Below are 13,267 nucleotides of genomic sequence, written 5' to 3'. Positions count from 1 at the left end.
CGGTCAGGCCTTCTCGGCGACGAACACCGTGTGCTGCGCCTTGGGACCGGTGTACATCCGCGTGCCGGTGAACCCGCTCGCCGTGAGCATCCGCTCGTAGGTCTCGATCGAATGCGTCTCCCCGTCGTGGGTCTGCACGAGCATGCTGACCGAGAACAGGAACGGCATCGGTGACCGCGCCGGGTCCGCGCCCTCGGGGAAGGTGTGGCCGACCACCGCGATCCGCCCGCCCGGCTTCACCACCGCGGAAAGCCGTTCCAACAGCCTCGTCGCGGTCTCCTCGGCGAAGTGGTGCAGCACGTTGGTGAGCAGGACGAGGTCGTACGGCCCGCCGAGCGGCACCGAGAACATGTCGCCGGGGATCTCTTCGAGCCGGTCGGCCAGGCCGAACCGTTCCGCGTTGCGCCGGGTGTGCGGCAGGACGTTGGGCCAGTCCAGGCCCCAGATCCGGGCCCGCGGTTCACGGCGGGCGAACGAGAAACCGTACGACCCGTGGCTGCACGCGACGTCGAGCACGTCGACGGTCTCACGGTCCTTCGCCCAGGGCACCAGCTGGTCGGCGAGCAGTTCCGCGGCGCCGTTGTTGAACCAGGTGGTGTGCTCGGCGAAGTCCTCCCAGTAGTCCAGGTCCGGGGTGAGGTAGTGCTCGTCGAGTACGGTGCCGCCCTTGCGCACCGAGTCGGTCAGCCGTTTCTGCGCGTCCCATTCCCAGTCGCTCGCGCCGAGCCGCACGGCCCCGCCGAAGTACTGCGGGCTCGACGTCGGCAGGTAGTCCTCGCCGCCCGGGGCGAGCCGGTAGCCGGTGCCCGACTTGGCCAGCAGCCCGATCGCGACCAGCCCGTCGAGCAGGATCCGCAGTGCCCGCGTGTCGACGCCGAGGGTGGTGGCGATCGCGGCCGATCCGGCGGGGCCGTCCGCCATCGTGTCGAACAACCGCAGGTCGATCGAGGTGCGCAGCATGGCCGTCTTCAGGTAGCCGCGCGAGATCTCGTGCAGCGTCTGCTTGGTGATCATGGTCGCCTTTCTCTGGCGTGGAGGGAGGTTCAGGACTCGATGAGGGCGGCGGCGCGCGCCCAGCCCGCCCCGGCGCCGGCGATCTTCACCGGCAGGCACAGCACGGTGAAGCCGGTCGCGGCGGGCAGGGCCGCCAGATTGGCCAGCCGCTCGATCTGGCAGTACTCCCGGCGTCGTCCGGCGAAATGCGCGGGCCACAGCACGTTCTTGTCGCGGGTGCGCCGGTATTCGCCGATCATGTGGCCGAACGGCGCGTCCAGGCTGAACGCGTCGGTGCCGATTACCCGCACCCCGAGATCGAGCAGGAGCTCGGTCGCCGGACCGTCGAGGCCGGTGAAATCGGTGAAGTACTTGGGGGTTCCGGCGAACTCGTCGGCGCCGAACCGCAGCAGGACGATCTCGCCGGGCCGTGGGCGGTGCCCTATCGACTCGAAGGCGGCTTCGAGGCGCTGGACGCCGACCGTGCCGACGGGTTCCTCGCTCAGGTCCAGCAGCACCCCCGCGCCGACGAACCAGTCGAGCGGGAGTTCGTCGATGTGGCGGGGCCTGCCGTAAGCGGCCTTCGAGCCGTAGTGCGACGGCGCGTCCACGTGGGTGCCGGTGTGCGTGGTCAGGGTGAGGGTGTCCAGTGACAGCAGCTCGCCGTCCGGCAGGTCGGCCGGGTCGAACTCGATGCCGAACTTCGCCGCCATCGCCTCCGCCATATGCCGCCCGCCTTCCTCGGGCGAGAGGATCCGGTGTTCGACTGGATCGGGTTCCCACTGCCCGGCGTCGACCGGGGTGGACAGATCGATGATCCGCATACGTCTCCTCGTCTCGGTTCCGCTGGGATGGCTGTTCAGGCGAGCAGGGAGAGCCCGCCGTCCACGGTGAGCACCTGCCCGCGCAGCGCGGCGGCTTCGTCCTGGCACAGCAGGAAGACGGCGTCCGCCAGTTCCTCGCGGCGGGCCAGCCGTCCGGTCGGGGTCCGGGTGGCGACCATCGCGGAGATCGGGTCGTCGCCCTGTTCCTCCCGTTCGTCGAGTTTCCCGCCGGCGACGGCGTTCACCGTGACGCCGCGGACCGCGAGGTCGACGGCGAGATAGCGGACCAGGTTCTCGAGCGCGGCCTTAGCCATGCCGAGACCGACGTAGCCGGGGATCACCGCCCGCGCGCCGAGACTGGACACGACGACGATCCGCCCGGCGCTCTCGGGGAACAGGTCGGTGAGTTTCTTGATGCCGTGCAGGAACGGCCCGAGGGCGACCCGCATATCCGCCGCGCAGGCGTCCGCGTCCGGTGTGGAAGCCGTCATCGGGTGATAGGTCGCGGCGTTGTGCACGAAGATGTCGAGACCTCCGTGCCGCTCGCGGATCCCGTCCAGCAGGTCGTCGACCTCGGCGGCGACGCCGACGTCCGCGCGGACCGAAGTCACTTTCCCCGGCAGGTCGGACAGTTCGCGGACGACGGACGCCGCTCCGCTCTCGTCCCGGGCGTGGGCGATGACGACGTCGCAGCCTTCGGACGCGAGCTTCCGGGTGATGGCAAGGCCGAGCCCTCGGTTCCCGCCGGTGACGACGGCGAGTTTCCCGCGCGGGCTCATCGGTCCGCCTTCGGCCGCAGGTGGACCCGGCCCAGCACCGAGGTCAGGTCCGTGCCGTCGAGTTTCCCGCGTGCGGCGAGGTAGCCGTCCGGCCTGACCAACAGGAAGTCGCCCTCCTCGGCGTCCAGCCCGGAGCGCAGGAGGTTCCCCGGATCCGCGAGCCGATTCGGGAAAGAGTCCATTGTGGACACCGTGCGCACGGAGACCACGCTCCGGTACTCGTCGGAGATCTCGGTCAGTGTCCGCCCGAACCCGGCTTCGTCACCCGGGAACGTCAGCAGGAGCCAGCGGGGGTCGGCGAGTTCGGCGCACAACGCACGCCAGCCCGGCGAGGCCTGTTCGGTCTCCGCCGAGCAGCCGACCCGGTCGCCCGCCTGCAGTACGTCTGCTTCTTCGATTCCCTGGCTCAGCGGGCTTTCCCGGTAGTTCAGGGCCAGCCCGGACATCCCGCGCAGGATCTTGCGTTCGATCTTGCGCCGCAACGGCGTGACCCGTTTCAGGATGCCGAGTCCCAGCGGGAGCATCACGGGTGCGGCGAAGTTGCGCAACGCGATGAGGGCGGTCGCGGTCTTGGTCGAGCCCAGCAGGACTTCGCCCACCGGGACGCGTTCCTCGCCGTAACTGTCCAAAAGCGACTCATCGGCTTCGCCGCGGACGACCTGCGCCAGCTTCCAGCCGAGATTGTGCGCGTCCTGGATGCCGGTGTTCATTCCCTGCCCGGACGCCGGGCTGTGCACGTGTGCCGCGTCGCCGGCGACGAAACAGCGGCCGGACCGCATACTCGGGATCATCCGCTGCTGGATGGTGAACGCCGATACCCACGTCGGTGTCGAGACCTCCACCGGTTTCCCCAGCGCGCGCTTCAGCTTCTCGGCGAAACGAGCGCCGACGGCCGCGTAGTCGTCGGCGTCTTCGACGTCGACGGTGTCCAGCAGCCGCCACTTCCCCGGTGTGGCGAACGGGACCAGCAGGACGGTGCCGTTCCCGGTGTGCAGCCAGTGCAGGCTGTCCCTCGGCAGGTCGAGATCGATCATCGCGTCGGCGACCAGCCAGGTCTCGATGGAGTCGCCGAGCAGTTTCAGCCCGAGACTCCGGCGGACGAAGCTGTGCGCGCCGTCGGCGCCGACGAGCCACGGAACGGTGAGCTCCTCGGTACCGCCGTCCCGGGTGAGCTTCGCGGTGGCACCTCGCTTGTCCTGGACGAGCCCGGTCACCTCGCACGACCATTCGACGTCGACCCCGAGTTCGCTCAGTTTCTTGCGAAGCACCTCTTCGGTGAAGACCTGGTCTATCTGGAGGGTGAACGGGAACCTGGTCGGCAGTTCCGAATAGTCGGTCCCGAGCCGCGCCAGCATCCGCCCGCCGCGGTGCATCGAGAAATGCCCGACCCGCTGTCCGCGCGCCAGCAGTTCGTCGAGCACGCCCATCTGGTGGTAGACCTCGAGGGTCCGGGCGTGCGTCGCGGTGGCGCGGCTGGTGGGCGCAGGGCCGTCCGCCCGGTCCACCACCCGGACACCCGCCCCGCGGCGGCGTAGTTCGTGCGCGACGGTCAGTCCCACCGGCCCCGCTCCGACGACGAGCACATCGAGCGCGTCCATCACGTTCCTCCAATCGGCATGACGTCAGCCTCACCGCCGCTGCTCTAATCCGGGCACAACGGCGGTGGAGCAAGGCGTCCGAGGTGCTCGACCCGTTTTCCAGCCGGTGCTGTGAACCTGGAATCCGCGAACGGAAACGGCGGAAGGGCGGCCATGACGGCGAGTGCGGAGAAGACGGGCGACGGGATCGTTTCGGGCCCGGCACTGGACGAGCTCGGCTCGTTCACCGCCGGATCGCGGATCGACGATCTGCTCGCGGCGGCGGCGGAATCCGTCCCCGATCAAGTCGCGTTACGCACGCCCGGCGCCGCCATCACCTACCGGGAACTCGACCGCCGGGTGACCGCGTTCGCCGCCGCGCTGCGGGAACTGGGTGCCGGGCAGGGGGAAACCGTCGCCTTGGCCGTCGGACTGGATTTCGCTTTCGCCGTCGCCTATTTCGGTATCGCCAGGGCAGGCGCCGTGAGCGCGATCGCGAACCCGTTCCTGCCGGACGACCGGCTGGCACGGTCACTCGGCCGGTCCGGCGCGGGCACCGCCGTCGTGACTCCCCGTGTCTACCGGCGGCTGGCGGGTTCCCCCGCGGTGCGGCGGTTCGTGCTGACCCACCGAGACGGCGAACTGGACACGGAAGGCGCCGGTCTATCCACAATGGACGAATTGGTGTCGGTGGGCTTCCGGCCGCGTCCCGTGACGGCGGGTGAGGTGGCCGCGCTGCAGTTCACCAGCGGTACCACGGGCCCGCCCAAGACCGTCCGGCTGACCCATCGGAACCTGATCGTGAACGCGGCCCAGACCGCGTACGGGAACCGGCTTTCCGGCACCTCGGTGCTGTTCAACTTCCTGCCGACGTTCCACCCCATGCATCTGACGATCGGCGTCGCCGCGAGGGCGACCCACGTCCTCTTCCCTGGGCAGGACCTGGCCGATGCGGTGCGGTTCGCCGCCGAAACCGGGGCGACGCATTTCTACAGCCTGCCTGTCCGGCTTTCCCGGCTCGCCGCCGACCCCCGGCTCCCCGGACTGGAAGTGCCGACACTGCAAGCGATCCTGTGCGGCGGCTCGGCACTCCCACCCGCAGCCGCGGCCACGCTTTCGGCACATTTCGGCGTACTCACGCTGCAGGGTTACGGCCTCGCCGAGACGTCACCGTCGGTCTCCCTCGGCGCGCCGGACCGGCCGAAACCCGGGTCGTCCGGGGTACTCGTACCGGGCACCGAATGCCGGATCGTGCATGTCGGCACCGGAGAAGTGCTGGACCCGGGGGAGAAAGGCGAGATCCAGGTCCGCGGACCGCAGGTGATGAAGGGCTACCTCGACGACCACGACGTCGCGCCGGGGGACTGGTTCGCGACCGGCGACGTCGGCCGCTTCGACGAAGACGGCCACCTGTTCGTGGTGGATCGGATCAAGGACGTCTTCAAATGCGACAACTGGCTGGTCGCGCCGACCGAGATCGAACGTGTGCTCGGCAGTCATCCCGCCGTCGTCGATTGCGTGGTCTTCGACCGGCCAGACGAGGTGCACGGCGCGGTCGCCTGCGGTATCGCGGTCCTCGCCGAAGCCGTCGAACCCGATGAACTCCTGAGGTTCGTCAACGACCGGGTCGCCGAATACGAACGGCTGCACGTGCTCTGGCCGGTGCCGGAGATCCCGCGTTCACCGACGGGGAAGGTGCCCCGTCGCGCGCTGCGCGACCGGTTCCTCGCCTATTGACCCCGAAACACCGAGAAACCCGAGAGAAGGAGAGCGATGTTCCACTTCATCAACCGCTTCACCGTCACCGGCGACCACGCCGAGTTCCAGCGGATCCTCGGCGACATCAACAAGTACATGTCCGCGCAGCCGGGGTTCCGCAAGCACCGGCTGTACCGTTCGGCCCGCGACCCGCAGGTCTACGTCGAGACGGCCGAATGGGAAAGCGCCGAGCAGCACAAGAAGGCGATCTCCGGCGACGACTTCCTCGCCGGTGTCAAGCGGATCATGGCGCACGCGACCGCCGAACCCGCCCCGTTCACCGTCGTCCGCGAGAACAGCGCCGCCGGTGTCCGCTGACCCCGTTTCCGTCCACACCGCGAAAGGCGGTCCTCCCATGACCAGCTCAGTTCCCCCCGCAGTGCGGCAACTGCGGGAGATGGCCCTCAGCGCCGCTTGGGCGGCGTCGATCCGCGCCGCCGCCAAGATCGGCGTCGCCGACGCGCTCGGCGACGAGCCCGCCCCGGTCGACGATCTCGCCAAGGCTGTGAAGGCCGACCCGGAGGCGCTCAACCGGCTCCTGCGGGCCTTGGCCTGCCACGGCATCTTCGACGACCGCGGGGACGGGGTGTTCGCCCACACCGACGTCTCTCGCTTGCTCCGTGACGACCACCCGAACAGCCTGCGGTACATGACCCTGTGGGCGACCGAGCCGTGGACCTGGGAGCTGTGGGCGAGGCTCGACGAGTCGATCCTCTCCGGCGAGAATGTCTTCCAGTCGTTGCACGGCAAGGACTTCTTCGACTACCTCCACGCAGACGCCCCGGAATCCGCAGCGGTGTTCGACAAGGCGATGACGCAGGCGAGCAGGTTGTCCGCCCGCCGGCTCGCCGACACGCTGGACCTGTCCGGCGTCGGGACCGTCGTCGACATCGCGGGCGGACAGGGGCAGGTGCTCGCGACCCTGTTGGAGGCCAATCCCGAAGTCCGAGGGGTGCTGTTCGACCTGCCGGAGGTGGTGGCGAACCCGGATCCGCGACTGGCCGAAGGGGGTGCGCTCGCTTCCCGTGCTGAACTGGTCAAGGGCGACTGCCGCCGCAAGGTCGGCGTGCCCGCGGATCTCTACCTGCTCAAGAACGTCTTGGAATGGGACGACGACAGCACCGTCGACACCCTGCGGAACCTCGCCGTCGCGGCGAAACCCGGCGCACGCATCGTGATCGTCGAGAACCTCATCGACGGCAGCCCCGAATCACGGTTCACCACCGCGATGGATCTGTTGCTGCTGCTGAACGTCGGCGGCAAGAAGCACACCCAGGACGGGCTGGTCAAACTCGTCTCGATGGCCGGGCTGCGGGTCGAGGAGGTCCGTCCGGTCAACGCGTACCTGCACATGGTCGTGGCGACGGTGTCCTCGTGAGCGGCGAGCACGCGCTGGTGCGGGCGGAGATCGGCGCGCCGGCCAAGGTCGTCTACGACCTGCTGACCGATCTGGGCACCTGGCCCTGGTTGTTCCCGTGGATCCTGCACACCGAACGGCTCGCCGGGAACAGTACCGAGGACGTCGTCCGCTACTGGGGTGTCACCGCGGACGAGACGATCCGGACGTGGGTTTCGAACCGCCGTCTCGACCCGGCCGCGCTGCGGATGGACTTCACCCAGCAAGGCGCCGTCGGTGAGGTGACGCGGCTGCGCGGATCGTGGACCTGCGCGGAGCTGCCCGGCGGGGGGACCAGGGTCGAGTCCGACCACGAGTTCGAAGTCGGGGAAGGAGTGCCGAAGGCGAAGGTCGCGGCGATGTTCGCCGGCCGCGGCGAGGTCCAGCTGGCGAGGCTGGGCGAATGCGCCGAGAACCAGGTGGACGTCGAGCGACGCACTTTGTCCTTTGTGGACACACTGTTCGTCTCGGCGGATGCCGCCACGGTCTTCGGGCTCCTGGAGGAGGCCGGGGCCTGGGCGGGGCGCCTTCCCGGTGTCCGGCGTTCCGACGTCGTCCGCTCCGAGTCGGACGTGCGGTTTCTCGAACTGGAGTGGACGGCTGGTGAGTCGCGTTCGGCGCGGCTGTCCCTCGCGGAGCAGCGGAAGATCGTCTGGAAGCAGCTCGCCCCGGTGGCCGGGATCGAGCTGAGCACCGGGCGGTGGCAATGCGTCCCGACTCCCGAGGGGACCGTGGTGGTGGCCGCGCAGCTGGCGATCGTCGAACCGTCGGACGAGCCGGTCGAGCAGGTCCGGCGCCGGGTGCGCCGGGACCTGACCGGGGAGAGTGTCGGGTTGCTGACCGAGGTGAAGAAGTTCGCGGAGTCCTGATCGGACTCCCGCGTCACGGGGTCGAGGACCGGAGACCGGAGATCAGCAGGCGCAGGCCGAACTCGAAGGAGGCAGCCGGGTCTTCGTGGTGCTCGACCCCGTCTTCGTCGTCGAGGTGCTGCTGCTCGTCGATCGCGCAGCCGAGGGTGTACCGGCTGATCGCCAGTATCGCGTGCACGGCGTCCTGCTCCGGGAAACCGGCCTCCAGCAACGGTTTGATCAGCGGGAGCATCGACGATTGCTCGGTGGGCCGGGAGCCGGCGTGCAGGCGCGCGCCGTCCCGGTAGGACAGCAGGGTCCGTCGGATGGTGCGGGCGCGTTCGGTGAGCCAGCCCGCCCAGTCGGTCATCGCGGCAGGGTCGTCCAGCGGGGCGAGCCGTTCGTCCAACATGGTCTCGGCCATCTGGTCGAGCAAGGCCTGCTTGCTCTTGAAGTGCGTGTACAGCGCCGGGCCCTGCACGCCGAGCTTCTCCCCGAGCTTGCGCAGGCTCAATCCGTCGAGCCCGACCTCGTCGAGGAGTTCGAGCGCGGCTCGCACGTAGCCATCCCGTCTAACGACCATGGGCACACCTTTGCCGGTTGGTGTCCGGCTTGACAACCCGAAGCCGGTCAGCCCAATATTAGCATCGTTAAGTTCTTAGTGGTGCTAAGGTTTGGATTCCCATGACGAAGACGGACCCGGTCGAGGCCCCCGACGACGAGCGCATCACGCCGGCGCTCTGGGGGATGGCTTCGATCTTGACCCTGGGCGGGGTCATGTCCATGTTCACGTCGACCGTGGTCAACGTGGCGCTGGGCACGGTCAGCGAAAAGCTGAACGCCCCGCTCAGTACGGTCCAGTGGATCGCGACCGGTTATCTGATCGCGCTCGCCGCGATGGTGCCGGTGAGCGGCTGGGCGAGCAGGCGCTACGGCGCCACCAAACTTTGGCTGGTGTGCGTCGGCCTGTTCGCGGTGTTCTCGGCGCTCAGTGCGATGGCGACGTCGATCGAGATGCTGATCGTCTTCCGGGTGCTGCAGGGCGTCACGGGCGGTCTGCTGGTCCCGGCCGGGCAGATCCTGTTCGCGGTGGCCGCCGGCCCGAAGCGGCTCGGCCGGATGATGAGCGTGCTCAGCATCCCGATCTACCTGGCCCCGGTGCTCGGCACCCTGTTCGGCAGCATGCTCACCGAAGGGCTCGGCTGGCCCTGGCTGTTCTTGGTGAACGTGCCGATCTCGGTGATCAGCCTGCTGCTGGGCTGGAAGTGGCTGCCGAGGCAGACCCCGACCGGCGACCAGCCGCTGGACTGGCCGGGGCTGCTGCTGGCGATGGTCGGCCTTCCGCTGCTGGTGTACGGCGTCGCGGAGTTCGGCGAGTCCGGCGGCCACGCCGGGGCGATGCAGCTGATCCCGACCATCGCCGGCGCGATCCTGCTCACGGCGTTCGTCCTCAACGCGCTGCGGTCGAGACATCCGCTGCTCAACCTGCGGCTGTTCCGCGACGGCGCGTTCTCCTCGGCCGCCGTGGTCATCTTCTGCATGGGCATCGCGTTGTTCGGCGCGATGATCGTGCTGCCGCTGTACTACCTGGACGTCCGGCACGAAAGCCTCGTCGACACCGGCCTGCTCACCGCGCCGCTGGCGCTGGGCACGGTGGCGGCGTTGCCGCTGGCGGGCAAGCTGACCGACAAGATCGGCGGCGCCCGCGTGATCTTCGCCGGGCTGATCATCACCATCATCGGCACGGTGCCACTGGCGATGATCACCGAAACCGACAGTTACTGGTGGCTCTCGGCGGTGCAGATCGTCCGCGGGATCGGGATCGGCCTGACCACGACGCCCGCGTTGGCCACCGGGCTGGTGATGGTGCCGAAGGAACAGATTTCGCACGCCATGCCCATCTTCAACATGCTCCAGCGGATCGGTGGTTCCTTCGGGACCTCGATCCTCACCGTGATCGTCGCCTTCCAGCTGGCCAACACCTCCCCCGGGACGGCCGCCGGAGCGGCGTCGGCCATCGCCTACACCCATTGGTGGATCGTCGGTGTCACCGCGATCGTGCTGATCCCGTCGGTGATCCTCGTCCGGGCCGAAGCCCGGCGACGACGGGAATCCACCGCCGCCTGACCTGCATTTATCGAGGGATAAGGCAAAGGTGTCGCGTGCCGTGGGCGGTCAGCCTGCGGCCGCCCGCGACCGTGTCGCGAAAGCCACTTTCGGGACATCACACGTCGCGAAAGTGGCTTTCGCGACACCCGCCCAGGCCTTGTGTCTCACCGAAGGCATGTCGGCGGCGTAGTGAAGGCCTCCTTCCCTACTTTGAAGGTCAATGCCAGGAACTTAAGGGGCGGCGCCCGAGGTTCTCCGACTGTCCATAAAGGACTCCAGGTGGGTTAAATTGTCTGATTAGCTGTTGTTTGTCCGAGTTCTCTAGTACGGGAAGGCCCCCTTCCTTGCGCCTGGCGCAAGGAAGGGGGCCTTCCTGTACTAGAGACAACCGGGCCGACGCGAGAGCATGTTCACTCCCCGTCGGCGACCCGTCCGGGTCCTGCAGCTGCCCGGTCCGACCAGGGTAAACACGTCAAAAACACGCCCGCGCCATCAACCTAAGTTCCTGACATTGACTTTGAAGGTAGGGAAGGAGGAGGCCTTCACTACCGTCTGGGCCGGCCACTCGCGCTCCCGGTCTCCGCGGAGGTTGCGAAAGTGGCTTTCGCAACCTGCCACCTTTTCCTTACCCCCTCAATGGTAGGTAAGTAAATGAAGGCCTCCTTGAGGGACCCTGGGTCCCTCAAGGAGGCCTTCACGACATCCGGCACCGCCGCAGCCGGAGGGCCCAGGGCGTTCCCCGCCTCCGGGGTCAGGGCAGTGCGACGACCTGCCGGACCGCGGCTTCGAGGACGGCTTCGGGTGACTCGGCGGTACCGGTCGCGCGCCAGGCGACCTGACCGTCGGGCCGGACCAGCAGCGCCCCCGACGGACCGATGCCCGCCTTGCGCTCCCAGGCCCCGCCCGTGTCGAGGGCGAACGCGGTGACCGGGACGCCGGTCGCCTTCGACGCCGTCCGGGCGGCCTCCGTCCACGCCGTCCCGTCCCGGCCCGCCAGCAGGGTGAACCGTTCGCGCGCGATGTCCACAGTGGACATTCGTGTACCCTCGTGGTCCACCTCGACATGCGGCACCCTGGTCCCCGGCGAACCGTCGAGGTTGGCGCCGGCGTCGGTTCCGGAGAGCGGTTCGGTGCGGGGGCCGACGATCGCCTCGGACCGGTAGACGTCGCAGAGGTGCGCGATGGCGTGCTCGGCGATCCCCACCGCCGCGCGGTCTTCCGCGGTTCCCTTGCCCCAGTGGAGATCGGGATGCCGCATCCGCAGGAGCACCTGTTCGGTGAGGAACACCGAACGTAGCCGCCGCTCGGCGTCGTAGGAGTCGAGCAGCCCTTCGCCCGCCTCGCCCCGCAGCACCATGGCGAGTTTCCACGCGAGGTTGTAGGCGTCGCAGATCCCGGTGGTCAGGCCGAAGACGCCGACCGGCGGCAGGGTGCGGGCGGCGTCCCCGGCGAGGAAGACCCGGCCCTCCCGGAACCGGTCGGCGAGCCACGCGGTGGGCCGCCATGGCGAGGTGCTCAGGATCTCCAGTTCCTGGTCCGGTTTACCGAGGCCTGCTCGGATCACCTCGCGGCAGCGTTCCGCGGTGTAGTCCTCCGGCGTCGCGTCGCGGTCTCCCGGGACCATGATGTGGTAGCACCAGCGGTCCTGTTCGGACAGTGCGATCAGCATCCCGGCCGCGTCGGGATGGGTGATGATACTGGGGGAGAAGAATCCCTTGCTCGCGATCAGCTCGCCGAGGTCGGCGCGGAACAGCACGTTGATGTGGTACCCGCCCACGATTCCCTGGCCGTCGCGGGGGATCCCGGCGAGTTCCCGTGTCCGGCTTTCGGCACCGTCGGCGCCGATGAGGTAGTCCGCCTCGATCGTGGACGTCCGGCCGCCTTCGCGAACGGTGGCAACGACACGGTCCTTCTCGCGCTCGAACGAAAGCAGCTCGGCCGAGCGGCGCACTTCGCCGCCACCGGACTCGACCGCGCGCACCAGGATGGGGTCCAGCTGGTGCTGCCCGCAGCCGCCGAGGTCGTAGGCCGGGGTGTGTTCCCGGATCAGGTCCACAAAGGACTTCGACACGTCGGACGGCGGACCGGCGGCCGACGGGTCGAATTCGGCGATGCTCCTGGCCTTGATCGGCGGTTTGCTCTCACTGCGGCGCTCCGCGACCGCGAGGAACTCCGCGCTTCGCCCGGTACTGAGCAGCGCCTCCCAGGCGCGCGGCCCGATGGAGGTGGCCCGCGGGTGGTCGGACAGGGCCGCCCGCTGCTCGACCAGCAGCGGCCGGATGCCCTGCCGGGTGAGGAAAGCGGCGGCCGCCAGGCCGACGGTACTGCCGCCGGCGATCAGCACCGGCACACGTTCCGGATTCATCGGCTCCCTTTCAGGCCAGGTCGTCGCGGGTGACGACTCGCTCGCGGACACGCAATACGCCGTCCTCGCGCACCAGGACGTCGCGGCAGACGCAGACCCGGTGCAACCGGGAGGGCCCGCCCCCGGGCGAGGCGAAGACGAGCGCGTAACAGACGACGCCGAGCGCGCCGTCCGGCCGGTCGTCGACGGTGATCATCCCGTGCCAGTGACGGTGCGTTTCGCCCGTCTCCGCCAGTGCCGCCCTCGTGCGCCGGACCGCGGCGACGAGCGCTGCGCGCCCGCGGGTCGGTTCGGGCAGCGTCGGCACGGCGAAGGTGCCGTCCTCGGTGAACGTCTCCGCCCACGCTTCGGCTTCGCCGGCGTCGAGCAGTTGCAGGTGCCGCGAGTAGAATCGTTCGATTTCGAGATAGGTACCGTCGGAGACGGTTTCTTCGGTCAGCTGCCGGGTCCGCATCGCCACTCCTCGAGGTCTCTGTCGTCGTTCTCCGACACCATCCCGATCGCCGTTGGAACGGCACTGGAGGATCCGCGGCGCGACCTCCACCGGCGGTGAACCCGTGCTCCAGCCCCGATCCCGAGAATCGTCCTGGTCAGCGACTTGGCAGGCACAGGAGGAGA

The 13,267-nt window shown here is 68.9% G+C and carries 12 protein-coding genes; 5 read left to right on the top strand and 7 right to left on the bottom strand.

What is annotated here, in order from left to right; translation table 11 throughout:
- Positions 1-3: 3 nt before the first annotated feature.
- From ACLARN_RS11160 to ACLARN_RS11145, 4 genes are read right to left on the bottom strand one after another with little or no spacing between them, the layout of a single operon-like run.
- Complete coding sequence (locus ACLARN_RS11160; protein ID WP_409491260.1) at positions 4-1,014, bottom strand: methyltransferase; 1,011 nt, start codon at positions 1,012-1,014, stop codon at positions 4-6.
- Between the two features lie 29 nt (positions 1,015-1,043).
- Positions 1,044-1,817 (bottom strand): cyclase family protein, encoded by a 774-nt coding sequence (locus ACLARN_RS11155; RefSeq protein WP_409491259.1) that lies wholly within the window; start codon positions 1,815-1,817, stop codon positions 1,044-1,046.
- 35 nt (positions 1,818-1,852) lie between these two features.
- Positions 1,853-2,596 (bottom strand): SDR family oxidoreductase, encoded by a 744-nt coding sequence (locus tag ACLARN_RS11150; RefSeq protein ID WP_409491258.1) that lies wholly within the window; start codon positions 2,594-2,596, stop codon positions 1,853-1,855.
- A complete protein-coding gene (locus tag ACLARN_RS11145) occupies positions 2,593-4,194 on the bottom strand; it encodes an FAD-dependent oxidoreductase (RefSeq protein WP_409491257.1) in 1,602 nt (533 codons plus the stop codon). Before ACLARN_RS11145 ends, ACLARN_RS11150 begins: the two co-directional genes overlap by 4 nt.
- Before the next feature lie 153 nt (positions 4,195-4,347).
- Here ACLARN_RS11145 and ACLARN_RS11140 point away from each other — a divergent pair, with 153 nt between their 5' ends.
- From ACLARN_RS11140 to ACLARN_RS11125, 4 genes are read left to right on the top strand one after another with little or no spacing between them, the layout of a single operon-like run.
- Positions 4,348-5,910 carry a class I adenylate-forming enzyme family protein gene (locus tag ACLARN_RS11140; protein WP_409491256.1) on the top strand — a complete coding sequence of 521 codons (1,563 nt, stop codon included), beginning with the start codon at positions 4,348-4,350 and terminating at the stop codon, positions 5,908-5,910.
- A 36-nt stretch (positions 5,911-5,946) separates the two neighbouring features.
- Positions 5,947-6,249: an antibiotic biosynthesis monooxygenase family protein gene (locus ACLARN_RS11135; RefSeq protein WP_409491255.1), complete on the top strand. Its 303-nt coding sequence runs from the start codon at positions 5,947-5,949 to the stop codon at positions 6,247-6,249.
- A 37-nt stretch (positions 6,250-6,286) separates the two neighbouring features.
- The gene (locus ACLARN_RS11130; RefSeq protein ID WP_409491254.1) at positions 6,287-7,309 is read left to right on the top strand and encodes a methyltransferase; all 1,023 of its coding nucleotides are present in this window, start codon (positions 6,287-6,289) and stop codon (positions 7,307-7,309) included.
- Positions 7,306-8,196, top strand: a complete 891-nt coding sequence (locus ACLARN_RS11125; RefSeq protein ID WP_409491253.1) for an aromatase/cyclase — start codon at positions 7,306-7,308, stop codon at positions 8,194-8,196. Before ACLARN_RS11130 ends, ACLARN_RS11125 begins: the two co-directional genes overlap by 4 nt.
- A gap of 13 nt (positions 8,197-8,209) precedes the next feature.
- Here the strand turns inward: ACLARN_RS11125 and ACLARN_RS11120 are convergent, their stop codons facing one another.
- The gene (locus tag ACLARN_RS11120) at positions 8,210-8,758 is read right to left on the bottom strand and encodes a TetR/AcrR family transcriptional regulator C-terminal domain-containing protein (RefSeq protein ID WP_409491252.1); all 549 of its coding nucleotides are present in this window, start codon (positions 8,756-8,758) and stop codon (positions 8,210-8,212) included.
- A gap of 101 nt (positions 8,759-8,859) precedes the next feature.
- On the opposite strand from ACLARN_RS11120, the gene ACLARN_RS11115 reads away from it, so the two are divergent.
- Complete coding sequence (locus ACLARN_RS11115; protein ID WP_409491251.1) at positions 8,860-10,302, top strand: DHA2 family efflux MFS transporter permease subunit; 1,443 nt, start codon at positions 8,860-8,862, stop codon at positions 10,300-10,302.
- A 733-nt stretch (positions 10,303-11,035) separates the two neighbouring features.
- On the opposite strand, the gene ACLARN_RS11110 is transcribed toward ACLARN_RS11115, so the two are convergent.
- Positions 11,036-12,649, bottom strand: a complete 1,614-nt coding sequence (locus tag ACLARN_RS11110) for an FAD-dependent monooxygenase (protein WP_409491250.1) — start codon at positions 12,647-12,649, stop codon at positions 11,036-11,038.
- Positions 12,650-12,659: 10 nt separating this feature from the next.
- On the bottom strand, positions 12,660-13,103 hold the full coding sequence (locus tag ACLARN_RS11105; RefSeq protein ID WP_409491249.1) for a nuclear transport factor 2 family protein: 444 nt from the start codon (positions 13,101-13,103) through the stop codon (positions 12,660-12,662).
- Positions 13,104-13,267 lie beyond the last annotated feature (164 nt).

The sequence above is a fragment of the Amycolatopsis sp. cmx-11-12 genome (genome assembly GCF_046269425.1).
Taxonomy (GTDB): Bacteria; Actinomycetota; Actinomycetes; order Mycobacteriales; family Pseudonocardiaceae; genus Amycolatopsis.
This window is presented reverse-complemented; position numbering and strand designations above follow the sequence as displayed.

Excerpts from the sequence above, each read along its gene's own strand:
- ACLARN_RS11160 (WP_409491260.1), bottom strand. The coding sequence starts at position 1,014 with ATGATCACCAAGCAGACGCTGCACGAGATCTCGCGCGGCTACCTGAAG.
- ACLARN_RS11155 (WP_409491259.1), bottom strand. The coding sequence starts at position 1,817 with ATGCGGATCATCGATCTGTCCACCCCGGTCGACGCCGGGCAGTGGGAA.
- ACLARN_RS11150 (WP_409491258.1), bottom strand. The coding sequence starts at position 2,596 with ATGAGCCCGCGCGGGAAACTCGCCGTCGTCACCGGCGGGAACCGAGGG.
- ACLARN_RS11145 (WP_409491257.1), bottom strand. The coding sequence starts at position 4,194 with ATGGACGCGCTCGATGTGCTCGTCGTCGGAGCGGGGCCGGTGGGACTG.
- ACLARN_RS11140 (WP_409491256.1), top strand. The coding sequence starts at position 4,348 with ATGACGGCGAGTGCGGAGAAGACGGGCGACGGGATCGTTTCGGGCCCG.
- ACLARN_RS11135 (WP_409491255.1), top strand. The coding sequence starts at position 5,947 with ATGTTCCACTTCATCAACCGCTTCACCGTCACCGGCGACCACGCCGAG.
- ACLARN_RS11130 (WP_409491254.1), top strand. The coding sequence starts at position 6,287 with ATGACCAGCTCAGTTCCCCCCGCAGTGCGGCAACTGCGGGAGATGGCC.
- ACLARN_RS11120 (WP_409491252.1), bottom strand. The coding sequence starts at position 8,758 with ATGGTCGTTAGACGGGATGGCTACGTGCGAGCCGCGCTCGAACTCCTC.
- ACLARN_RS11115 (WP_409491251.1), top strand. The coding sequence starts at position 8,860 with ATGACGAAGACGGACCCGGTCGAGGCCCCCGACGACGAGCGCATCACG.
- ACLARN_RS11110 (WP_409491250.1), bottom strand. The coding sequence starts at position 12,649 with ATGAATCCGGAACGTGTGCCGGTGCTGATCGCCGGCGGCAGTACCGTC.
- ACLARN_RS11105 (WP_409491249.1), bottom strand. The coding sequence starts at position 13,103 with ATGCGGACCCGGCAGCTGACCGAAGAAACCGTCTCCGACGGTACCTAT.